Source organism: Paenibacillus sp. FSL H7-0703 (assembly GCF_038003485.1).
GTDB classification, from domain to species: Bacteria; Bacillota; Bacilli; order Paenibacillales; family Paenibacillaceae; genus Paenibacillus; species Paenibacillus polymyxa_B.
In genome coordinates this window covers 5231098-5254186 of the sequence record NZ_JBBOPF010000001.1, presented here as the reverse complement: position 1 = coordinate 5254186, position 23089 = coordinate 5231098, and the positions used below count along the sequence as shown (strand labels likewise).

The window sequence follows — 23089 nt, the reverse complement described above, 5'->3', positions numbered from 1 at the left end:
CCTATCTATATAACTACAGCTGTACACTCTCTCCAGCTTCTAAAAAATACAGCCACTTCTCAGCAACCTTTTTGCTTGTAATCTCTTCGATCACACGGGCATACAGCTCCAATTGAAAACGATATTGGTCTATTAAATGGGACAATGTACGATATTCAGATATCCGATCTGTTTTATAATCCACCAGCACGAGTCCTTCGGGAGTTTCAAATAGACAGTCAATAATCCCGTTCATCAGCACTTTATCGCCGTCCTGTCCACCTTCCGAATCTGTTTCTTGTCCTGGTGACATCGATGGTAAGCTGTGGTTCCAGTAATCGGTTGCCCGCATGGTATAAGTAAACGGAAGCTCTCTTTGAACATGGGATGCCCCCAGCATTCTGCTACCCAGCTCACTAGTGAAAAAGCGTAATATTTTATCCGTATCTAGCGCCTTTGCATGAACATCCAGTAACATACGCTGATTGAGCAAACGAGCCTTGGTTTCCTCAATAACTTCGGCGCTCATCCCCCCATCTAATGGCAAATGCAGCATCAACGTATGATAGACTGTTCCTCGTTCCGTTGGAGTCAGTCGCTGATTCCCCATAAACTTAGGTCTGCGCAAGTGTAATTGACTTCCCCCAGTGTGAGAATCCTCCCGATCCTCCGGTGACTCTGCTAGTAGAGAGTTAGATAGATTCAGCCAATCGTCCGAACCCATCTCCTGCATTTCCAGCCATCTTTTCATCTCAGTAACCGATGTATTGGCTGCCGTCTTGCCAGCCCGTTCATACGGATAGATCCAGGAAAGAGCAGCTTCAATATCCGTTTCACTCTCTTCGTTCAAGTCGATTAGCTCCGCATTTCTCAGTGCTTCTGTCTTCTTTTGGCGCTCTTCGCCCGACACCTCTTCCTCATGATCTGAGTTCACACGAGAGCCGGAAAGTGTTTCCGAGGCGACGATTTTAAATAACCAGTCTGTTCCCGGCATATGTTCCAGCCTGTGATAGTACCCATCCTGATCACCTGCCGCTTCCCTCAACAAAGTAGCAGAAGGATGCCGAATCAAAGCAGGACCTACCCAGTCCAGATAACTGCGGCCTGCCGCCAGCATATAGTCTGGTAAGACCGTTTCCGTATGTTCTTTGGCACGTGCCCAACCCGCTGCGCGCGAAGCGAGATCCTTCACAGTTCCGGTCATAATCAGCTTTTCACGCGGACGCGTAAGCGCCACGTATAACACCCGCATTTCCTCAGCCAATAGCTCCAGCTGTGAGCGTCGGCGGATCGCTAAATTAGGCAGCGTAGGGTAGCTGACACGATTTTGTTCCTCCACATATTTAGGACCAAACCCCAACTCCTTGTGCATAAGAAACGGCGCATTGAGATCCTGTTGATTGAACATTTTTGCTGTCCCGGCAATAAACACGATAGGGAATTCAAGTCCTTTACTTTTATGAATGGTCATAATACGGACAGCCTGATCGGGTTCAGTCCCCCCGCTAATGGATCCTAAATCACCGCCTCGCTCCCGTAGACGGGAAATGAAGGTCAGAAATCGGAACAATCCTCGGTTGGACGTAGAAGTCTCATACTGTCTCGCTCGGTCATATAGCGCCCGCAAATTGCTTTGACGCTGTGAGCCGCCAGGCAGTCCACCGACCCAATCCAGATATCCTGTTTCCTCCAGCACATTCCAAATCAATGCACTTAAGCTTCCTTGTCGGGCTTCCTGCCGCCAGGCTTTCAAATTACGCAAAAATGAACGTAGTCGGGCTGATAACGTATTCCCATCATTTCTATTACCAAAGTCAGATGAAGATAAAGAGTCCTTAGGGAAAATATCCAACTTCATGATGTCAGCTGAGATCCCTTTTTCACTTTCTTCCAGTGGGTCAGCTTCTGCCGCCGCCAGCAATGCGTCATAAAATAATCCATCCGGCTTCTCCAACCGAATTTGTGCAAGTTCATCTTCAGTCAAGCCGACAATCGGCGAACGAAGCACGGATGCAAGCGGGATGTCCTGCTGCGGATTATCAATAATGTGCAGCAGAGACAACATCACCTCAACTTCAGTTGCTTTAAAAAAGCCTGTCGTCTGCTCCCCTGAAGCCGGAATGCCCTCAAGCCGCAGTTCCTCTACAATTAGGGGGGCCCACACGCTTGCGGAACGAAGCAAAATGACGATATCGCCGTAGACTGCCGGGCGCATCGCTTTTAATCCTCTGTCGTAAATCAACAGTGGTTGTCCAGTGTCTCCGGTCAGTTCTTTAATCCGTTGCGCGATCGCACGAGCCTCTAACTGTGCCGTTTCTAGCTCCGCAAGCTCAGCCAGCTCACTTTCCTGTAGAGCAGATTCGTCCCCCGTTTCGGACAGCTCCGAAGCCTCGGAAAGACCCTGTCCACCCTTATCAACTAAGAGCAGCTCAGGTGCATATACAGATGCGGTGTCTTGATCCGACGGGTCGGGATAGGATGCGCCGTGTACCAGCCAGGCTCGTTCATCGTACTCAATTTCCGCCACATCCACACTCATAATCTGGCGGAACACCAAATTGACCGCATCGACAACTTCCTGCCGACTGCGGAAATTACGCGCCAGATCAACTAAAAAACCATCTTCCTGCTCCTGCATGCCGTACCGTTGATACTTATTCAAAAACAGACCCGGCTCCGCCAGGCGAAACCGATAAATACTCTGTTTCACGTCGCCCACCATAAAACGGTTACCCGGTTCCTCCCGTGATACCAGCCTAACGATATCTTCCTGTACGGTATTCGTATCCTGATACTCATCCAACAGCACCTCGTCGAATTGCGCCTTATATTCGAGCGCAGCGTCGGAAGGTAGCAGCTTGTACGGAGTAGAATCGGGATGTCGTAATATTTTCAGACAATAATGTTCCAAATCCCCGAAATCCACCAACCCTTTTGACTGCTTGTGCTGTTGAAATCGTTCCCCGAATACAACCACGGTTTCTACCAACTCGTCCATCAGCGGAGCCGCGGCGTGTAGCTCCTCCCAATAGGCTTCTGCTCTCCTGCCAAACAGGGATGCCTTCATATCTGTAATCATTTTTTTGGCTGCTTCGCGCAACGTCTTAACCCGTTCCTGCAACGCAGGCTCAGTCTGATCTTTTTTGACCGGCTTGAGCTTACCGAAGGCAGCTGTCTGAAAATGATCATATAGAGATGCCCACGGCTGTGTCTCCAGCTCTTGCAGCAATCCCTTCACCATCGCCGCATCCTCTTGTAGAGTTACGGCATAAGGTGCAGGGCCGCCGGGCTGCATAGCTGTTTCATGCGCCTGTTCCAGCAAGCTCGCTGCTCCGCGCAAAGAAAGTACGGCATCCGCCAAAATGCTGCGAACCCAGGGAGTCTCTCCCAAAGCGGCTACATCCTGTACACGAAATGCTGCCGCTGTCTCACGCAGCCAATGTTCTGGCCAAGGATGACTTTGAGAAAAATCATACAACCGCTGAACAAGCACGTACATTGCATCATCGGTGCGTTCTCCACTAAACCAGTCGACCAGTCTGCGGAATGTACTGCCTTCATCATGAGCCTCATATTTCTCCTCAAACAGTTCTTCTAGAAGCTCCTGACGCAGCAATTCTGTCTCATGCTCATTCATAATCCGAAAACCAGGATCAAGAGGAATGGCCTGATAATGCCTGCGGATGACCTCCATACAAAATGAGTGAAGCGTTGTAATCGAGGCCCGATTCAGCAACGACAGCTGGCGGCGTACATGCTCACTTTCCGGTTCCTGTTCCAACACACGTTCCAACGCTTCGCGTATCCGTTGACGCATTTCGGCGGCTGCAGCCTTCGTAAAGGTTGCTACCAGCAACCGATCCACGCTGAAGCCAAGCTGGGGATCGACAATTTTACGGATAATACGCTCTACGAGCACCGCTGTTTTACCAGACCCTGCCGCTGCCGCGACCAGCATGTTGTTACCCGATTCCGAAATGGCACGCCACTGGTCATCGCTCCACATACTGCCTTCCGGCTTCGGCATGTCTTTAGTGTTTGACGTGCCTATCATTGGTCCATTCCTCCTTTCCCTTCCTGTGTATGACCCAGCAGATTCCAGATTTGATCCTTACCGGGTTTACCCCATTGATTGTAGCCACTGCCCTCCAGACTGTCGTCAAATTGACAAACAGGCTTATAAGAACAGAAGGTACAAGCCGTCTCTTGCTGGATTCGATAAGGTTCAATGGCCACATCGCCCTCTGTCATCCGTGTGCCAATCGTCCGAATATTATTACGCACCGAAGCTAGCAGGCTGTCCCACTGTTCCGGCGAAGCAACCGAAGCACTGCTATAAAAACTGCCGTCTGCTTTCACCGCAACAGGTAAAATAGAGGAATATCCTTTGTCCAATGCTGTATCCATTTGTCCAACTACATCCCGATCCGCAAGCAATAATCCCTTCATCTTAAAACGTTTCAAAAGCTCCTGACGAGCCTGTTCTGCGCTAAGACCGTTAGGCGACTGCAACATCGGATTGTGGACGTGAAAATACAGGGTACCCGCTGGATAAGCTGTCTCGCCCAACCATTCCTCCGCCGCATTCAGCAGCACATCCAGGTAGGTGAGCATTTGCAAGGACAGGCCATAGTACACTTCATGCAGCTTGAGATCCTTTTGGCTAGATTTGTAATCGATGACACGCAAAAGTAACCCCTTTTCTCCCTCTGCCACATCTACACGGTCAATCCGTCCGACAATTTCCATCACAACGCCGTTATCTAACCGGAAGCTTAACGGAGGAAGCTGCTGACCCGGTCCAAAGTCCAACTCCAGCCCAATCGGCTCAAAACTACCTCTTCGCGCATGTTCACCTAAAATCAACGAAGCACGGCTCACGATGTCTTTCAATTTGCGCAAAATGTAGCCATACCGCTTGGAACTCATTAAAATCTCGCCTTGCAGACGAGGAGCCAAACGCTCCACTGTACTTTCCGCCTCTTGTCGGCATTCTTCGGTGCTGAGGCTGCCCCAGCTGACATTGCGTTTACGCAGATTGATCGCCATCTCTCCAAGCGCTGCATGGAATAATTGTCCGATATCCGGGGCCTTCAGGCGATACATTTGACGTTCCTTCAAACGAAGACCGTGAGAGGCAAAGTGCGAAAATGGACATGCCACAAAACGTTCCATACGAGATACGCTGGTACGCAGCTTGCTACCGTACAGACGGCGGCTCGTTTCCTTCTGCATTTCGGCATGGTTCTCATAAAAAAGTGAGGTCAACAGCTGACGCAGCTTGTCCTTCTCACGCCCTTGCTGGCTTGCATACCAGTTATATACCTCCCACCAAGGAGATAAAATGTCACCGCCACGTCGCCAATGCCGTAATTGCGCAATGAGCTGCGGCAAAGCCTCGGACGGATGAGAAGCATACTCCCATTGCGTCGTCCAAGCATCCCCAGGCAAAGGGGATCCAGCCAACGGACGTTCGTCCAGACTAGGAAACAGGTTCCGCACATGTCGTACTAACTCAGACGGCAACAATGACTTGCCTTCTTCATCAGTCACTGCATAGCTCATCCACAGGCTTTTACCGGCTGAGGTAAGGGCCGTATAAGCGAGAAAACGTTCGTCCAACAGACGTCTTGTCATATCCGGCGCCAGCTCTACGCCTCGTTCGTTTAATGCCGTACGCTCCTGCTCATTCAGCACACCGTCCTCATGGAACACAGCCGGCATCACACCTTCGTTCATACCTAGCACAAAGGCATGTTGAATACCGGATACACGCGTACGGTCCGTGTTTCCGACTAGAACCTGATCCAGAGCCGGCGGAACAAGTCCCATACGGAACTCGGCCAATCCCGTTTCCAGCACACCTGCAAACAAAGAGGTATCCAGCCTCTCATCACCCATCATTTCGACGATTTGATCCAGTAGTTCAAGCACTGCATCCCATACCTGACGATGCTCCTTCGCCTGCTCAGGTTTTCCTGCTTCCTCTGCCTGATGAATGAAGGCGTCCAGCTTGTGGCCGATTTCTGCATCTTCCAGTAACAGATATACCGCTTCACACTTCTCAAGTGCAGTTCGTGCCTTGCCCACACGTTTCTCAAACGCACGTAAAGGCGTCACGATCACATCCCGGCATAGCTCCATCAAATCCAACGTTTCATCCCGCCTACGGTTCCGTTCTTGCTCCTCCAGCTCTAGTGACAAGCTGGGCACAGCCTGCCACGGCCGACCGTCTGTCCAACGGCTGCCTTGTATTCCGCAGGCCAGAACATAGTTTTCCAAACGGTCCATCTCCTCGCGGCTCACCCGACCATCCAGCGGCAAGAGAAGGTCTGTTTTGACCGCACGGAATACATCCTCATATCGCCAATGCCGCTGCACGATATCCAGCGAAGCCCGAATCAATTCCACCAAAGGATGATGTAATACACTTCTTCGCTGATCCAGAAATACTGGAACCTCATACTGTTTGAATATCGGTTCCACCCATGGCTCATAATCTTCAATATGACGTACAAACAGAGCCATCTCCCGGTAACGCGCGCCTTCCTCTCGGGCCAGACGGCGCATTTCGCGTACAGCCCCTTCCAGCTCTGCACGGCGATTAGCCGCAGTGTACAGTTTTATGCCCTCCGGCTGTTCTTCTGTCCACTGCTCTCGTAGCTGCTGCAGCCGCATCCGTTGTTCCTGATTCCGTAACCCTGTACGATGTTCAAAGTTAGCCTCCAAATATGCCAACGCTGGACGCTCCTTAAATCTCGGCAACGGATCAGGGCGCAGCAATTGTGTCTGCGTCTCTATCATCAGCTCGTCTGCTATTCCTTTGAGCCTTACATACGTAGCCGCCGAAGGATGAAACAAATCCAACTCATGCGGAAGCTGTCCGCTCTCGTAGCTACGGTTGCAAGTCAGCGCCACCGTCAACGAAGAGGCATGCAGCATAAGTTGCTCCACCACCTTGTATTCATGTGGTGTAAATCTACGGTAGCCATCCATCCAAATGTCTGCTCCACGCACAAGGGAAGACTCCGCAATCTGTTCTGCCAGCATACGCAACGTATCTTCACCGTCTATATATTTAAGCGTCAGCTCTCGTTCAAAATCCTCGTAGATTAGACTGATATCTTTGAGCTTGCCGCGCAAAATCGGAGTTGACTCTCCCACAGCGTTCATTCGCTCCAGTTGCTCGGGTACAGACCGAGTATCATTTCCATACTGCTTTAGCTCCGTAAACAATGTATTCAACCGATCCACAAAGCCGAGCTGGTCTCCCGAATCCTTAAACAAGCTCAGTTCATCCTTGCGACGACGAATAATTTTATATAAAAGCATCTTCTTGCCTTCTTCCGTTACATGCACCAGTGCTGAACCCCCGGTTTCCTGCATAACTAAATAGGCAAGACGATGAAATCCCATCACTTGGGCGCGCACCGACCCCTGAATACCGTTTCCGGCTTCTGTAAGTAACGCATGCTCGGAAGCAAATGACGATTGCTCCGGTACAAGTAACAGCATAGGCTTACCTAGCGGCTCCTCGCGTAACATAGACGTCATTTCATTGCGGATTAACGTACTTTTACCACTACCAGAGCGGCCAATCAACAAGCGGACCGACATGATGCGGCCTCCTTTCCAACGAACAACATTCTATTAAACAGTATAGCATATCAGGCAAGGGAGAAAAGAACGTACGTTTGCCATGTTGTAGCAATTCATCCTCCCCCTAAAAATAAATCAGTCCCGCAGGTTGGCTTGGTGCATGCCTTCTCTACAGGACTGATTTATACCTAAAATGAGTCTATTTTACCTATTTAATCACCAAAAAGGCGATTGACTTTGACTTTGTATGAAACCTAAAGCTGTGTCCGGCTGCGCACCTCAAAGATGGCGAATTTCAAGTAATGGCCTTCCTCCACACCCAAAATTTGAGGATGGTCCTTACCAGCCGCTCTCCAGTCTACCAGACGAAGGATTTTGCCGGCATCTGCCGCCGCTTCCTTAATGGTGTCCAAAAACAGCTCTGGCCGCATATGGAACGAACAGCTCGCTGTCACCAGATAGCCGCCCTCATTGACAAGTTTCATCCCATGCAGGTTGATATCTTTATACCCACGTGTAGCTCCTTTGACAGCGTTCTTCGTTTTGGCAAAGGCTGGCGGATCGAGAATGACCACATCAAAGGTGCGTCCGCCACCTGCTGTCAGCGGCTTGGATGTATCTCCTTTGCCCCCGGCTCGTGCATTGCGTTCCTCTACGCCTTTCACTTGATTGCGCAAATATTGAAAAGCATCGTCGACGACAAACTCGACGCGTTCCTCAAAACCGTTCAGCTTGACATTATCCCGCGCACTTTCAATCGCATGCTCAGAAATATCAAGACATGTTACTTTTTTAGCACCATGTTTACATGCATTGAGCGTAAAGCTTCCCGTATGTGAAAAACATTCCAATACGGTTGCGCCATCCCAGAATGGGAATTCAACAACCTTACCACTTTTATTCACTGGCTTCATGACCGTAGTGCCCGCATCCCCTGAGTCTGCAGCTACTTCTTGTAGCGTAATTCCACTACGTGCTCCCCAACCTGTCATCAACGGTGCTATAGCCGCACGATTTTCACGCTGGTCAAAGAAATACCCCGTCTTCTGGCCCTCTACGATATCAACCTTGATTTGCAGGCCATTTTCCGTCACCACCACATGACGCGGGCAATCACCGTACAAAGGACCCTTCGTTTGTTCCAATCCTTCCAGCTCACGGATGGATACATCACTGCGCTCATATATACCAGCAGGACCCACTACTTCAACGAGCGCATCCCTGATTTCTTCCCTGCGCCGATCCATGCCAAGCGTTAACAACTGCACGACTAACACATCACCAAATCGATCTACAATCAGTCCAGGCAAAAAATCAGCCTCGCCGTACACCAACCGATAAGCGTCTCCCCCGGTCACAAAACGTTGGCGGTGCTCCAGACATTTGCGAAAGCGTTGGGCAAAAAAGTTTTGATCCATTGCTTCCAGCGGCTCATAGGACATCACACGTACTGTAATTTGTGAAGCCGGATTATAGTAACCTGTCGCCAAATAACGCCCCTGATGGTTAACGATGCTGACCAAATCGCCTGCCTCTGGGTCACCCTCAATCTTGGCTATTTCGTTTTTAAACACCCAAGGGTGTGCGTGCTCCAGCCTTTTTTTACGGCTGCGTTCTAATATTACTGAAGGCAAAATCCTTCACTCCCATTCTTGAATTACTCAAAGTGTTAAAACGTTGTTCGATAGGGGCGCGGCTCCGCGGATCATTTGATCTTACGATCACTGTTGCTTTTCCAGATTCAAATGATCCGCTTCGCTACTGCCCGCCTGTATATCGACGTCACGCTTTTAAAGCTTGTGAAGATACTACAAAAATTATCGTTCTATAAAAAAACAGCTCGGCCATGCTTGTCATGGCTGTCCTCGGTAGATCATAGGCTGTTACATAAGTATTTTCACCTAGAAAAGGGGGCTATGCCCGTGTTTATACATGTTATACTCCCGCTGTGCGGCGGGCTGTTTATTTTTTTGGGCGGGATGAAGCTGATGGAAGCAGCCCTCCGGCATTTGGCCGGCCCCTTCCTCACCCGCTGGCTGAACCGTGCGACAGTTTCCCCTTGGCGGGGGATGCTGTTCAGCTCAGGCATTACCGCCCTACTGCAAAGCAGCACCGCCGTAACGGTGCTGACAATCGGACTGGTCAACGCCGGGCTGTTGACCTACGGCCGCACGCTCGGCATCATTCTCGGCACCAATATCGGCACCTGCCTGACCACCGAGCTGATGGGGCTCCAGCTCGGCAAGCTGGCTGTTCCGCTGCTCTGCGGCTCACTGCTCTGCTGGAGCACTGCCGTCCTGTGGGGTGAAGCTGTCCCCAGCCGCCAGTATACGTCTGCCGGAGCTTCATCCGGCTCCAATGGGCTCAGCCGTCCGCAGGCTGTACAATATATCAGCCTCGTCTTTGCTGGATTTTCGCTGATTCTGGCGGGTATTCGCGTGATGCAGTCGGTCGGACCCTGGATTGAGCAGGCCGGACTATTCCGTTGGTTTCTTGATCACGCTGCAGCCAACATGTGGTGGGCCTTCGCTGCTGGAGCCTGCCTGACCGCGCTGGTTCACAGTAGCGCAGCCGTCATTGGCATGGCGATTAGCCTTGCCGCTGCTGGAGCCTTGCCAGCCGATGTGGGGATCGCCATCGTCATCGGCTCCAATGTAGGCACCTGCGTAACCGCCCTGATTGCCGCTGTTGGCGGCAGCGTGTCCGGCAAATTTGTAGCCTGGTCCCACGTGCTGCTGAACGTAGGCGGAGCCTTGCTCTTTATGCCGTTGATCCCTGGTCTGGAGATGGCCGCTGCCTGGATATCTACCGAGCCCGGAGCCAAGGTAGCCCATGCCCAAACTCTGTTTAACGTTATTAGCTCTCTGCTGGTCTTGCCTCTCTGCTATCTACCTGTGTGGACGCGTTTAGAGGATCGTATATCTCCCCACAGAATCAAACATTAATTCCTAGCATGGACAGCGCCTTGCTTAAAATGACATCATTATTGTCATATCCACCCTGGCGCTGGAGACGCCATGCTTCCTCAGGCGTATGCCACGCAACTCCTTTAATTTCTTCGATCTGTGCCTGTAAATCCCCATCCAGTGCCTCTACGAGATAATAATGTACTTCTTTATCTACTTCCCCAAATTCTGGATGCTGATACGTATAAGCAATCATATCTACATGCTGGATAATCCGCCCGATCAACCCTGTTTCCTCGCGAATTTCACGTAAAGCCGTCTGTTCGATTGTTTCTCCCAACTCCATTTTCCCTTTAGCCAAGGATACCTTGCCATATCGGTCAGTAATGAGCTGAATTTCAAGCTGCTCCCCCTGTTTGCGAAACACAACGCCGCCTGCGGAAATTTCCTTTTTTGCTGCCATCCTGTAATCTCCCTTCCTTGCGCAACAAGGATTCCGTCCTCTCTGTAAGGAAAGGCGAAATCCTTGTTTGCCATCTCTATTGCCTGTTCAGGCTTTTTTTGTTCTTACAGAGCTGTTTGCAGCCCATTCTCTAGTACGCGGACCAATTGGCCTTCACTTTCATTAATGCCTGCCTTCGTCAGCTTCACGCGGCATACCTTGCCAACCAGATCCTCAGTACCTTCAAACGCCAGTTGAATATAATTGTCACTATATCCATGGAGTATGCCGCTATCTTCGGTCCCTTTCGGCGCAACTTCCGGAATGACCTCCAGCACCTGACCTACAAACTTCTTAGCATACGCCAGTTGCATCTGCTCTGACAGTTGTATCAGCTCATGCACTCGTGCATTTTTCACGTCTTCGTTCACCTGATCCTCCATACGCGCCGCAGGAGTTCCACTGCGCTTGGAGTACGGGAACACGTGCATTTCCGAAAAACCGATTTTTTTCATCAACTCATAGCCATTGCGGAACATTTCATCCGTCTCCCCAGGGAAGCCGACAATCACGTCCGTTGTAATCGCTACATCTGGCATTGCTTTGCGAATCATAAGCATTTTGTTATAAAACTCTTCTGTCGTGTACTTGCGACGCATCCGTTTCAACACGGTGTCGTCCCCCGCCTGAAGCGGTATGTGAAAATGACGAACCAGCTTGGTGGAACGATTCAGTACATCAAGCATTTTTTCATCAATCTGGCTGGCTTCAATCGAACTGATACGGATACGCTCCAGCCCTTCCACCTTCTCCAGATCCCACAGCAGATCAGACAGGTCATAGTTTTCCATGTCGTCACCATAACCGCCAGTGTGGATACCTGTGAGCACAATTTCCTTGTAGCCCGCGTGTACCAATTGACGCGCCTGTGCAATAATGCTCGCGGCGTCACGACTGCGGGATAGCCCCCGCGACCACGGAATGATGCAGAAGGTACAGAAGTTATTGCAACCATCCTGAATTTTCAAAAATGCCCGAGTATGATTAGCAAAATCAGGCACATCCATTTCCTCAAATACACGCGTTTTCATAATATTGCGCACGGCGTTCACCGGTTGACGCGTCCCTTGAATTTCCTGCACGAACGGAATGATTTTGTCCCGATCCTGAGTCCCGATAACGAGATCAACGCCAGGAATATCCATAATTTCGGCAGGAGAAGTTTGGGCGTAACAGCCCGTCACTGCCACAATGGCATCTGGATTCCGGCGAATCGCGCGGCGAATAATCTGACGACTCTTTTTATCGCCGGTATTCGTAACGGTACATGTATTAATAAGATAGACGTCAGCAGTCTGCTCATCAAAGTCCACCTGTTCATAACCTTCATTTTTAAACAGCTGCCAGATCGCTTCTGTATCATAAAAGTTAACCTTACAGCCCAATGTGTAAAATGCCACTGACGGCATATTAAACCCCTCCCATTTCTCCTGTCTCATATAAAATGCATGCCAATGCAGCCATTCCTGCGGTCTCCGCACGCAAAATACGTCTTCCCAGTCCTGTAGACTGGGCTCCAGCCTGCTCGGCTTCCAGACTTTCCGCTTCAGTAAAGCCACCTTCCGGGCCTACCACCAGCAGAACACGCGGCATGTCCGTCGACGCCCATTGTCCTGCCAAAGGTTGGATTACATCCCGTAGCTGTTTACCCTGCTCTTTTTCATAACAATAACATATCAAATCATACCCAGCAAAAGAAGCCAGAAGTTCTTTCCACGTCATGGGCGCGCTAATTTCTGGAATCCGGTTACGGTGGCTTTGTTCAGCCGCTTCCTTCACAATCTTGCGCCAACGCTCCAGTCGCTTGCCTTCTTTTTTGGCATCATACTGCACGACCGTACGCTCGGACAAAAACGGTACAAACCCGGTTGCTCCGATTTCTGTACATTTTTGCATCACCGTCTCCATCTTGTCTCCTTTAGGAAGACTCTGAGCGATGGTGACCTGCACATGCGGTTCAGAGGTCATCTTCAGCGGCTCAATAATCGTCGCCGTAACATGATCCTGCTCAATCGTATCCAATGCAGCCAGCGCTTCCCTAGATACCCCGTCACTAACTATAATTTTGTCACCACTACGGCCCCGCATGACTTTAGCGATATGTCGCGCGTCCTCACCCGCAACAATCACGTGATCTTCTAGAAATTGCTCTGCCGGAATAAAATAACGCTGCATTCTCTCTCACACCTATTCCTGGATTTTGCAAAATCCTCATTCTAAAAATAACTGTTATCCACTAACGTTCCGTACAAAATCCGAATAAATCACCAAGCAACATCATATCATCTTTTGCGCCTGTATGACCAGTCTGTTCCCTCTTCCATTCAGGTTATACCTACCTATTCTCGTAAAAAAGGAGCCCTTAGGCTCCGAATAATCCAGTGATATAAAAAGAGAACTGCAAAAACTGTATATAAATCATCTGGGCCAGCGTGTATAGAGGTTCAATTGTTACAGCTCGAACCTGCGGAATGACCAGGATAAGCAGAAAAATAAAGATCGACCACTGTTCAAATTGCTGAAGTTTACGGCGTACAGGAGTGGGCGCCACATCTTCCACAATCCGGTATCCATCCAGTGGAGGCAGTGGGATCAAATTAAAGATAAACAAAAATAGATTTAAATTGATCAGAGCATTGATAAACAAATAGATTGCTTGAGCTACCCGTTGGTTCTCCATCCCCGGCAATACTTGAAAATGAAGGAGCACGGCATAGATCAAAGTAGTAACAAATGCAAGCAGCAGATTGCTTAGCGGACCCGCAGCCGATACGATAATGCCCATGAGGCGCGGACGGCTAAAATTATCACGATTAACCGGAACTGGCTTGGCCCAGCCAAAGCCTCCGATCAACAGCAGCAGCGTACCCAGCAGGTCAATATGCACTGCCGGATTTAAAGTCACGCGCCCAAGTAGCTTGGCCGTAGGGTCACCAAATTTATTGGCATAATACGCATGTGCAAACTCATGAACCGTGAACGATATGATCACAGCCAGTAAATAAAAGGGAAGAACATTTAAATTTACACGAAAAATATTTTGTAGAAAATCCATACTTACCTCTTTCTCGCCACAAACGCCAGCCAATCTTCATCCCGGCTTATTTCGGCAATCTCAAAGCCAGCTGCTTTCAACGCAGTTTCGACAACTTCTTCTTTGTTCTTCCAAATCCCTGAAGCAATATAAATACCACCTGGTTCCAGGGCTTTATATACATCATCAATGAACAGCAAAATAATCTCTGCCAATATATTAGCTACCACCAGCTTGACCGGTAACTGGATACCCAGCGTTGGATCGCTCGCATTAAGCACGGATAGCAAATCACTTTCTTTAATGGTAATGCGTTCCTCCAGTCCGTTCAGACGCGTATTTTCCCGCGCACTGGATACTGCCACCGGGTCCAGATCCAAGGCAAGTACATGCTTCGCTCCCAGCTTTACTGCTCCAATGGCCAAAATACCGGAACCCGTGCCGACATCAATGACTTCTTCTCCACCCTTAATCACAGACTCCAGCGTTCTCAGACAAAGGGATGTCGTAGGATGCGTTCCTGTCCCAAAGGCCATACCAGGGTCCAGCTCAATGATTTTTTCCTCTTCACTCGCAGGCTCATAGTCTTCCCAAGTGGGTTTAATCGTCAGACGGTCCGACACACGCAAAGGCTTGAAATATTGCTTCCAAGCATTTGCCCAGTCATCCTCATCAACTGTTTTCAGTTCATACTGAACCTCACCAGGGTCAATATCGAAAGTTCTCAATTCTTCGACGCGCGGCTCAATTTGCGAACGAATACGATCCATGTCCACTTCTTCGGCAAAATAGCCTTTGATGATCGCTTGTCCTTCAGGTATGTCGTTCAAAGGTCGATCATACCACTGTCCATAGGACGTATCCCGCGGCTTGTTGAGCGAACCGGATTCTTCAATGGAAACCCCTCCTGCACCTGCTTCGTGCAGAAAATTCGAAATCATTTCGATGGCTTCTTCGGTTGTATGTATTGTAATTTCATTCCACAACATGGTTTTCATTTCCTCCTCATTTCACATGCATACATTACATTGTACTATATACATGCATAGGAGTTCAAAAAAGCTAATATTATCGGTGCTCAAAATATTTTTTGTAGAGCTTGTATTTGTTGTCCTCTCTTTTAGTCCAAGCACCCTTAACTCTAGTACATACAATACAATATACTAGAAAAGGAGTGATTTAGTATGGCAAAGGCGGTGTTAGATTATAATGCCAGTGTTATTACACCTATCACTAATGGTATCAATCTACCTGTTCCGATTTCTCCAGCCGGACTTGGAATTGCTACGACGTCTGTATTTATTGATCCTGCTATTTCTGGAGCTGTCAACAACCGAGTAGAGTTAAAAGCCTCGATTGGACTACGTTTTGTCGGTGCCGGCAACATTAGAGTGCTTGTACGGATTTGGAGAGCCGGCAAGGAAATTTATTACGGACTGGAATCCAATGTCTTCGATAACAATATTATTCTTAATGTCGAAACGGTAGACGTTGCGCCTCTGGGCGTGCAAAACTACCAACTGATTATTGAAAATCAAACGCTTGCGACTACTGCTTTCGTCGCCGGTCCTCTTGTTTTTAGTGCAACAGCATACAGCGGATAATGAATAGAAAGAGGAAAGAACACAAATAAGACGGGCTATCTCACAAATTATCCTTATTAATGGAGATAACCCGTCTTATTAAATTCTACTCATTGTCGTTTATGATACGTTGCTGACGACGGTCAGCTACTTCGCTACGCCGGATCGCTTCTAGATCCTCAGCATCTGCCTGATCTGCCGAGAACTCAACATCTTCATTTTTAGCAGATTGCATGCGTTTGATTTTCTCCGTTTTGGTCAGCACTTTATCAAACCGTTTGTTTTTGGACATCGGTCACTACTCCCTCCAAACTTTTCACAGCATTCCACCCGCTTGTTCCACGATGGACATCGCCTGATGATGAATGGATTCATCCACCACAGCAGTCAACAAAATATCGCGGCCCGTCGGTCCGCCCTGTCCTCCATCACTCATGCCACTGGCGGACGGATCAGCCGCAGCCAGTATTGCTGGAGTTGCATCTGTAAAGTCCACGCCCTGTGTCAGTGAGGACAAGCTGCTAATCTGTCCTGAAAATACAGGCAATCCGGCGTTGCCAGTAGACTGCCGCGGATACCGGCTAAATCGGTCTATCGACACATCGGCTACCCGGAGAGCTTCCAGTTTTCTAGCGGCTCCCTGTGCTTCCTCAGGACTTTTGAAATACGCCAAAATATTTTTTTCGCCCATCTCAAAATCTCCCTGTGTAGTATTGAGCGCAACTGCTCTTCAAGAGCATGGAGCGTTACGCTTTGTTATATCCTGCTCATTGGCACGATTTTATATTCCCTACGAAAGCTAGACGGATCAGGCGGTATCGAGAACAGCAGGCCAAGACTGTGAACCATAGTTTGTGAAGAATATAACTTTTACGGGTGTAAAGTAGCAGCCGGCGCTTCACCTGACTTGGCCACTCCTGTCTCCCATGCAGCACGAATGACAGCATCCCGTACCTTTTGAACCACCTTCGGATTAAAAACATTCGGTATGATATAAGTTTCACTTAGCTCCTCAGGACAAATCGCATCAGCGATGGCAAGTCCGGCAGCCAGTTTCATTTCCTCATTAATCGTCGTAGCATGGCAATCTAGAGCACCCCGGAAAATTCCCGGGAAGCACAGCACATTGTTAATCTGATTTGGAAAATCGGAGCGGCCGGTAGCAAGCACACGTACATGAGGTGCGGCTACAGCCGGATCAATTTCCGGCTTCGGATTCGCCATGGCGAACACGATAGGATCAGTTGCCATGCTCTGTATATCCTCCACAGTCAGTATATTCGGGCCTGACACACCGATGAATACATCAGCTCCCATAATCACATCGGATAAACTTCCACTTAAATTGTGCGGATTAGTCATGTTCGCATACTCTGTCCAATGCGGGTTACTGTACTCCACGTCACGATGAATAGCTCCCTGTCGATCAACGCCAATCAGATTGCGCACACCTGCCTTAAGCAGCATACGGGAGCAGGCCATACCCGCCGCACCAATCCCTGCAAATACAACTTTAACATCCTCCATTTTTTTGCCACATACCTTTAATGCATTGACCAGACCCGCTAATACAACAACTGCCGTACCATGCTGATCATCATGAAATACTGGAATGTCCAGTTCCTGCTTCAACCGTCTCTCGATTTCAAAACAGCGTGGCGAAGATATATCTTCCAAATTAATACCGCCAAAGGCAGGAGCAATCATTTTGACAATTTGAACAATTTCATCAGCGTCCTTCGTGTTGAGACAGATTGGGAAGGCGTCAACACCTGCAAATTGTTTGAACAACACTGCTTTACCCTCCATCACAGGCATAGCGGCCTCCGGTCCGATATCTCCTAACCCAAGTACCGCAGTTCCGTCTGATACGACTGCTACTGTATTCTTTTTGATCGTTAATTGATACGCTTTGGCTGGGTCATTGGCGATTTCCATACAGATTTCAGCTACACCCGGCGTATACACTTTGGACAACCCCTCCATCGTTTCAATTGGTTTCTTTGGTAAGGTCTCCATTTTGCCACCTGCGTGTAATTCTCTAATTTCATCTATTAAACTGCTCATATTTTTCTCCGTCCTTTCATGTCTCTTTTTGGATATGAAACTCAGTCCTGTGTATAAAACTCATCAGCTCCAAAATTGGAGTAACAAAGTTGCTAAAATGACCGTGCCTGCCCCGCCAATACGTGTTGCAATTTGTGCAAAAGGCATCAGTTCCATCCGATTGGACGCAGACAGAATGGCTACATCTCCCGTGCCCCCTAATCCACCGCGACAGCTAGTCACCAAAGCAGCTTCTACGGGATACATGTGAATCCATTTTCCTGTGAAGTATCCGGTAACAATCAATGCAACTACAACAGATGCGCAGGTAATGGCATAAGGAACCGTTAAAATCCCAACTACACTATCCAAAGGTACATACAAAATACCCAATCCCACCATCAAGGGCCACGTCAGACTTGCCGTTATACATTTGTACAAGTGAAAAGCTCCCTGCTCCAATGTGCTCGGCATGATCTGAATACACTTTATTAATGCCGCCGCCAGAATCATGAGGATCGGACCTGGAATATGGAGATACGGCTCCAGCAGCTTACCCACAATAAAGAAAGTACAGGCCAACAGCAGACCTCCTCCCATCAATGGAAAAGAAATCGATTGTTCCAGACTTGCCGGGGCTAACTTGTCTGCATCTTTATCTAGTTTTAGTAACTTCCCGTTACCTGAAGTTTTTGGATTTTTCTCTGCTAATCTCTTCAGAACACCCGCACCTATGATTGCAACAATGTTCCCAATTATTGCAGCCGGGATAAACTGGGATACGAATACTGCCGAATCCTTGCCCAGCACCAATCCATAAGAAATGGACAACGGTAAAATGCCTTCCCCAATCCCACCGGAGATAATTGGAATGATGATGAAAAAAAATGTATGATAGGCGCTATAGCCAAAAGCCATACCCACCACCATTCCCACGCCAACAGCTGCAATAGATCCTATAATAATGGGGGCAAAAATTTTGACAATTCCGTTCATCAGCATTTTGCGATCCATGCCAAGAATACTTCCCGTTACTAGACATGCGATGTAGAAGTAAAGAAAATTCGAGGTTTTCATCAGCGTGTGTACTGCACCCATCGCAGATGGACTAAACATATTCCAAAATACCATTAACGATGGAACCATAAGAGATAAAATGGCCGGCCCGCCAATATGCTTAAGCAACGGAAGTTTGGCCCCTAGATCACTGAGCAGTATACCTAAAATCATGATGACGGCAAACCCGCCCAACAGATCGTTTGGAAGTCTTTCAGTAACTGCAGCTGCATAAACAATCAGCGCGATCACGGCATAGAGTGGAAGAGGAATAACCCCCAACTTTACCCTACCCAGCATTCTGATGCCATCTACAAAATTTTTACTCCATCTTTGCCCCTTTTGAATGACAGGCTGATTCGTAGCATTTTCCATAAATCTCCCTCCATAAAGTGAAGAATGATGATCATGTTTCCATTCTACACCTTGGAAAACGCTTTATTTGGTTTTATAACTAATCATTCACTTTTGTAATTAAAGTAATCAGAAAGAAGATTTAAATAAAACTATTCATGATGCCTTCTGCCTGTGGCAATATTCGGTATTGGTAAACAGGGCGTCCTATGGTACCGTATATGGTTTCCATGGAAAGAGCCTCAATCTCTGTCATAAAAGCCAGGTACTTGCGCATAGACACCCTGGATATCCCTGCGCTCTCCGCAATATCCTCGGTGGAAAATAGCACCTTATTATGCCGCTGGATACAATTCCATATCATAGCCAGCGTGGATTTAGTTATGCCTTTGGGCAACCGTGCCAAGTCTTTAGTCAAGCTTTTATGATAAATCAGTCGGTCCAGTTCCTCCTGAGAAAGTAGACTGTGCTCACGCACGATGCTAATGTGCTCTCGGTACCCCGTGAGGGCCTCCAAAAAACGGTTAAAGTGAAACGGCTTAATCAAGTAATCCACCGCGCCGAAGTTCATCGCTTTTTTGACACTGTTCATGTCACTTGCAGCCGAGATGACAATGACATCTATATTTACACCTGTCTCCCGTATGAATGACAGTAAATCGAGGCCATTGCTTTCCTGCATATACACATCTAGCAGTATCAGATCAATGGCCTGTTCAGCTATATATTTCTTCGCCTCTTCTACAGAAGAAGCCCAGCCCCCACATCGAAAACCTTCCACCTGCTCCATATATTTGCGGTTAAATTCCGCAACCATCGGATCATCTTCTACAATCAGGACATTAATCATGTTCATCATTCCCCGCTATAATGTATGGAATCGTAATCTGAAAACAGCACCCTTGCTCGGCTGGGTTCAACTTTATACTTCCCTGTAATCTTTTCACGCTTTGCGTCACCAGATAAAGGCCCATTCCTCGTGACTCTCCCTTGGTCGAAAAACCTTTTTCAAATATAGCCTTTACATGCCCTTCCGGTATACCCGGACCATTATCGCACATGATACAGGTCAGATAGCCGTTCTTCTGGCTTTCCTCATAATAAAGTGAAAGAGTAATCCGCTTGTGCTCCAAAGATTCCATCGCCTCCACCGCATTATCAAACAGATTGCCAAGAATAGTAATCAGTTCATGCGTCGTTTGAGTTTGACTGGATTCGGGCAAGTAACTACCTGGAGTCAGTTCAAAATTCACCCCTACCTCTCTGGCCCGGCTTAATTTCCCCAACACAAATCCCGCCATAACCGGGTCCCTGATCTGCCGGGTGATGGAGCCAATCTCCACTTGATGATGCTCAACGGCATCCATAATGTAATGCTCCAGTTTATCGTACATTCGTAAGTGTACCATCCCCATAATGACATGCAGCTTGTTCATAAATTCATGAGCCTGCGCACGTAGTGCTTCCGTGTACAGGGACACTCCTGTCAAACGTTCCGCAAGCTGGTTCATCTCCGTTTTATCCCGAAAGGTTACAATTGCTCCCACAATTTCCCCTTTGACCCGTATCGGAACACTGGTGGTCAGCAAGGTTATTCCACCCAGCTCCATTTCCTCATCCATCTGTGGAGTACTCGCTTCCAAGACCTCTTGCAATCGAAAAGCGGATAAATAAACGGTAATCTCCTGTCCGGAGAATGAGAAATCTTCAATCCCCGCTTGCCTAAGCAGACGTATCGCTTCTGCATTCATCAGCATGACGCGACCGAATTCATCTACTGCAATAACCCCTTCCTTGATGGATTGCAACATAGCGCTGCGTTCCTCCAGCAAGCGTGCGATTTCCGGCGGCTCCAGTCCGACTAGCATATTTTTGATTTTACGAGCCAGCACAACCGCACCTCCAGTGCCAATCAACATTCCAGTGCCAATGGCGATAGCAATAAGACGGTTGTTGCCTTCCTGAGCCATCTGTACATCTTGCATGGATATACCCACAACAATCGCCCCTACCTGTTTCCCCGTTAAACTGAACACGGGGGAAAAGGCTCGCATGGACAAGCCCAATGTTCCCTTCGCAACGGACACGCTCTCATGGCCATGAAGTGCAGTATACTCGTCTCCGCCGACAAAGGCTTTGCCGATCATCCTAGCATCCGGGTGCGTTTTACGAATTCCCTTCATATCCATAGCCACGATAAACTGGATGTGATTTGCTGCTGAAACCCTCTTCACATACTCCTGCATAGAAGGAGACGAACCCGTCCCTTGCAATTGCTCGACAATAAGCGGCGTATGGGCGAGTGTACGCGCGATGGACATTGCCTTTTCTTCCAGTCCCTTCTCAGTTTCATGTTCCACTCTCTCAGCAAATAACAGGGTTACAGGCAGAAGCACAAGTGCCATAACTAGACATACTAGCAGTGTAATTAGGCCTCTGAGCTTTAATAGCGGTTTACCCCGACGTAGCTTGAGCTGTACATTTCCGATGGAACTCACCCCTTTCTACTTGATATTAAGTCTCAACAGTTCAACATGCCTATACAAAAATGGTTATGTATGTGTTTACGTGAAATAAAAAAAGGAACTATCCCGCAATTGCGGAATAGTTTCCTTTGATTCATGGTTGAAGCTCCGCGATTCCTAATTGGGCTTAGTCGCCTCGGAAGGCGCGCTTCACACGGTCAAAAAAAGACTGCTCATTCTCATGTGTCTGCTCTCCGCTAAGCGAAGAGAATTGACGCAGCAAATCCTTTTGTTCCTCACTCAGCTTACTAGGCGTTACCACAACGACCTTAATATGCTGGTCACCCTGACCTACGCCTCGCAGTTTTGGCACACCTTTTCCTTTAAGACGGAAGTAAGTACCTGTTTGTGTACCTGCTGGAACTTTCAGCTTCACTTTCTCGGTCAACGTTGGGATCTCGACTTCATCTCCCAATGCTGCCTGTGAGAACGTCAGCGGAATTTCACAGTAGATGTCGTCTCCCTCACGCTCAAAGAAGTCGTGCGATTTCACACGGAACACGACGTACAAGTCACCTGCCGGTCCTCCGTTGACACCGCCTTCGCCTTCACCGTTAATACGCATTTGTGCGCCGTCATCCACACCTGCTGGAATGCGGATATGAATTTTACGTTGCTTGCGTACCCGACCCGAACCGCTACAAGTCGTACATTTTTCTTTAATGATTTTACCGGAACCGCCGCAATTGGAGCAGGCGCGTCGATTAACCATACGACCAAACGGTGTATTCTGCACCACTTCTTCCTGTCCGCTACCGTGGCAGACGGAGCAGGTTTGTGGTTGAGTACCCGCTTTGGCTCCCGTACCGTGACATGTATCACATGTTTCCGTACGTTCAATATGAATGTCGGTTTCTTTACCGAACACCGCTTCCTTGAATTCAATCGTCATCGTATATTGAAGATCGTTCCCACGCTGCGGTGCATTCGGATCGCGTCGACCGTTGCCGCCGCCACCAAAGAACATATCAAAAATATCGCCAAACCCGCCACCGAAGTCGGCACCACCACCAAAGCCGCCTCCCATGCCCTGGTTCGGGTCTACATGACCATACTGATCGTATCTTGCCCGCTTCTGACCATCGCTGAGAACATCGTAAGCTTCTTTCACTTCTTTAAATTTAGTTTCCGCGTCCGCAGCCTTGTTCACGTCCGGATGATACTGACGCGCAAGCTTACGGTAAGCCTTTTTGACTTCTTCATCCGAAGCGCCCTTCGCGACGCCCAGCACCTCATAATAATCACGCTTATCAGCCAATGTTCCACCCCCATGCCTACAACGTGTCTGCACTACATATAAAAGGAAAGCCAAAGGCACGGGATGACCCGGCTTTGACCTTCCCATCATTTCAAGGCAGTACAACCCGTAATATGCTTATTTATCTTGGAAATAACTGTTACCCTTCGGCTAATTGTTATTTATCAAGGCAGCTACGCTGCAATTACTATTCAGTATATCATAACGCATCGGTGTACCGTAAAGCTACCACATACCCGATCCGTAG

17 protein-coding genes are annotated in these 23089 nt (G+C 48.5%); 2 read left to right on the top strand and 15 right to left on the bottom strand.

Going from position 1 to position 23089, the window contains the following annotated elements; all coding sequences use genetic code 11:
* Window positions 1–13 precede the first annotated feature (13 nt).
* From addA to MHB46_RS23635, 3 genes are all read right to left on the bottom strand, one after another.
* Entirely contained in the window at window positions 14–4033 is a 4020-nt protein-coding gene (gene addA / locus MHB46_RS23645; protein ID WP_341163604.1) for a helicase-exonuclease AddAB subunit AddA, read from the bottom strand.
* The gene (gene addB, locus MHB46_RS23640; protein WP_341163603.1) at window positions 4030–7596 is read right to left on the bottom strand and encodes a helicase-exonuclease AddAB subunit AddB; all 3567 of its coding nucleotides are present in this window, start codon (window positions 7594–7596) and stop codon (window positions 4030–4032) included. The genes addA and addB overlap by 4 nt, the downstream gene beginning before the upstream one ends.
* A gap of 236 nt (window positions 7597–7832) precedes the next feature.
* Window positions 7833–9212: a class I SAM-dependent rRNA methyltransferase gene (locus tag MHB46_RS23635; RefSeq protein WP_341163602.1), complete on the bottom strand. Its 1380-nt coding sequence runs from the start codon at window positions 9210–9212 to the stop codon at window positions 7833–7835.
* 288 nt (window positions 9213–9500) lie between these two features.
* Between MHB46_RS23635 and MHB46_RS23630 the strand changes: the two genes are divergently transcribed.
* Window positions 9501–10523, top strand: a complete 1023-nt coding sequence (locus tag MHB46_RS23630) for a Na/Pi cotransporter family protein (RefSeq protein ID WP_341163601.1) — start codon at window positions 9501–9503, stop codon at window positions 10521–10523.
* Here the strand turns inward: MHB46_RS23630 and MHB46_RS23625 are convergent.
* From MHB46_RS23625 to prmA, 5 genes are all read right to left on the bottom strand, one after another.
* Window positions 10513–10947 carry an NUDIX hydrolase gene (locus tag MHB46_RS23625; RefSeq protein ID WP_165178419.1) on the bottom strand — a complete coding sequence of 145 codons (435 nt, stop codon included), beginning with the start codon at window positions 10945–10947 and terminating at the stop codon, window positions 10513–10515. The genes MHB46_RS23630 and MHB46_RS23625 overlap by 11 nt on opposite strands.
* Window positions 10948–11051: 104 nt before the next feature.
* Complete coding sequence (gene mtaB, locus MHB46_RS23620) at window positions 11052–12395, bottom strand: tRNA (N(6)-L-threonylcarbamoyladenosine(37)-C(2))-methylthiotransferase MtaB (protein ID WP_341163600.1); 1344 nt, start codon at window positions 12393–12395, stop codon at window positions 11052–11054.
* Between the two features lies 1 nt (window position 12396).
* A complete protein-coding gene (locus tag MHB46_RS23615) occupies window positions 12397–13161 on the bottom strand; it encodes a 16S rRNA (uracil(1498)-N(3))-methyltransferase (RefSeq protein WP_103049600.1) in 765 nt (254 codons plus the stop codon).
* Between the two features lie 187 nt (window positions 13162–13348).
* Window positions 13349–14041 carry a site-2 protease family protein gene (locus MHB46_RS23610; RefSeq protein WP_023989504.1) on the bottom strand — a complete coding sequence of 231 codons (693 nt, stop codon included), beginning with the start codon at window positions 14039–14041 and terminating at the stop codon, window positions 13349–13351.
* A gap of 2 nt (window positions 14042–14043) precedes the next feature.
* Window positions 14044–15009, bottom strand: a complete 966-nt coding sequence (gene prmA / locus MHB46_RS23605) for a 50S ribosomal protein L11 methyltransferase (RefSeq protein WP_023989505.1) — start codon at window positions 15007–15009, stop codon at window positions 14044–14046.
* Between the two features lie 195 nt (window positions 15010–15204).
* On the opposite strand from prmA, the gene MHB46_RS23600 reads away from it, so the two are divergent.
* Window positions 15205–15624 carry a hypothetical protein gene (locus MHB46_RS23600; RefSeq protein WP_341163599.1) on the top strand — a complete coding sequence of 140 codons (420 nt, stop codon included), beginning with the start codon at window positions 15205–15207 and terminating at the stop codon, window positions 15622–15624.
* A gap of 85 nt (window positions 15625–15709) precedes the next feature.
* On the opposite strand, the gene MHB46_RS23595 is transcribed toward MHB46_RS23600, so the two are convergent.
* The 7 genes from MHB46_RS23595 to dnaJ all read right to left on the bottom strand — a co-directional run bounded on the left by MHB46_RS23595 (window position 15710) and on the right by dnaJ (window position 22842).
* On the bottom strand, window positions 15710–15895 hold the full coding sequence (locus MHB46_RS23595; RefSeq protein ID WP_069290020.1) for a YfhD family protein: 186 nt from the start codon (window positions 15893–15895) through the stop codon (window positions 15710–15712).
* 24 nt (window positions 15896–15919) lie between these two features.
* Window positions 15920–16294, bottom strand: a complete 375-nt coding sequence (locus MHB46_RS23590) for a hypothetical protein (RefSeq protein WP_013311164.1) — start codon at window positions 16292–16294, stop codon at window positions 15920–15922.
* Between the two features lie 179 nt (window positions 16295–16473).
* Window positions 16474–17670: an NAD(P)-dependent malic enzyme gene (locus MHB46_RS23585; protein WP_341163598.1), complete on the bottom strand. Its 1197-nt coding sequence runs from the start codon at window positions 17668–17670 to the stop codon at window positions 16474–16476.
* A gap of 63 nt (window positions 17671–17733) precedes the next feature.
* Window positions 17734–19080 carry a 2-hydroxycarboxylate transporter family protein gene (locus tag MHB46_RS23580; protein WP_341163597.1) on the bottom strand — a complete coding sequence of 449 codons (1347 nt, stop codon included), beginning with the start codon at window positions 19078–19080 and terminating at the stop codon, window positions 17734–17736.
* A gap of 121 nt (window positions 19081–19201) precedes the next feature.
* Window positions 19202–19909, bottom strand: a complete 708-nt coding sequence (dcuR, locus tag MHB46_RS23575) for a two-component system response regulator DcuR (RefSeq protein WP_069290023.1) — start codon at window positions 19907–19909, stop codon at window positions 19202–19204.
* On the bottom strand, window positions 19902–21557 hold the full coding sequence (gene dcuS / locus MHB46_RS23570; RefSeq protein ID WP_341163596.1) for a DcuS/MalK family sensor histidine kinase: 1656 nt from the start codon (window positions 21555–21557) through the stop codon (window positions 19902–19904). The genes dcuR and dcuS overlap by 8 nt, the downstream gene beginning before the upstream one ends.
* Window positions 21558–21711: 154 nt before the next feature.
* The gene (dnaJ, locus tag MHB46_RS23565) at window positions 21712–22842 is read right to left on the bottom strand and encodes a molecular chaperone DnaJ (protein ID WP_023989511.1); all 1131 of its coding nucleotides are present in this window, start codon (window positions 22840–22842) and stop codon (window positions 21712–21714) included.
* Between the last annotated feature and the right edge of the window lie 247 nt (window positions 22843–23089).

What these genes read in the sequence shown, in the direction of transcription:
- mtaB (WP_341163600.1), bottom strand. Translation starts at nt 12,395, where the DNA reads ATGCCGTCAGTGGCATTTTACACATTGGGCTGTAAGGTTAACTTTTAT.
- prmA (WP_023989505.1), bottom strand. Translation starts at nt 15,009, where the DNA reads ATGTTGTGGAATGAAATTACAATACATACAACCGAAGAAGCCATCGAA.
- MHB46_RS23595 (WP_069290020.1), bottom strand. Translation starts at nt 15,895, where the DNA reads ATGTCCAAAAACAAACGGTTTGATAAAGTGCTGACCAAAACGGAGAAA.
- MHB46_RS23585 (WP_341163598.1), bottom strand. Translation starts at nt 17,670, where the DNA reads ATGAGCAGTTTAATAGATGAAATTAGAGAATTACACGCAGGTGGCAAA.
- MHB46_RS23615 (WP_103049600.1), bottom strand. Translation starts at nt 13,161, where the DNA reads ATGCAGCGTTATTTTATTCCGGCAGAGCAATTTCTAGAAGATCACGTG.
- MHB46_RS23610 (WP_023989504.1), bottom strand. Translation starts at nt 14,041, where the DNA reads ATGGATTTTCTACAAAATATTTTTCGTGTAAATTTAAATGTTCTTCCC.
- dcuR (WP_069290023.1), bottom strand. Translation starts at nt 19,909, where the DNA reads ATGATTAATGTCCTGATTGTAGAAGATGATCCGATGGTTGCGGAATTT.
- MHB46_RS23625 (WP_165178419.1), bottom strand. Translation starts at nt 10,947, where the DNA reads ATGGCAGCAAAAAAGGAAATTTCCGCAGGCGGCGTTGTGTTTCGCAAA.
- addA (WP_341163604.1), bottom strand. Translation starts at nt 4,033, where the DNA reads ATGATAGGCACGTCAAACACTAAAGACATGCCGAAGCCGGAAGGCAGT.
- MHB46_RS23600 (WP_341163599.1), top strand. Translation starts at nt 15,205, where the DNA reads ATGGCAAAGGCGGTGTTAGATTATAATGCCAGTGTTATTACACCTATC.
- MHB46_RS23580 (WP_341163597.1), bottom strand. Translation starts at nt 19,080, where the DNA reads ATGGAAAATGCTACGAATCAGCCTGTCATTCAAAAGGGGCAAAGATGG.
- addB (WP_341163603.1), bottom strand. Translation starts at nt 7,596, where the DNA reads ATGTCGGTCCGCTTGTTGATTGGCCGCTCTGGTAGTGGTAAAAGTACG.
- MHB46_RS23590 (WP_013311164.1), bottom strand. Translation starts at nt 16,294, where the DNA reads ATGGGCGAAAAAAATATTTTGGCGTATTTCAAAAGTCCTGAGGAAGCA.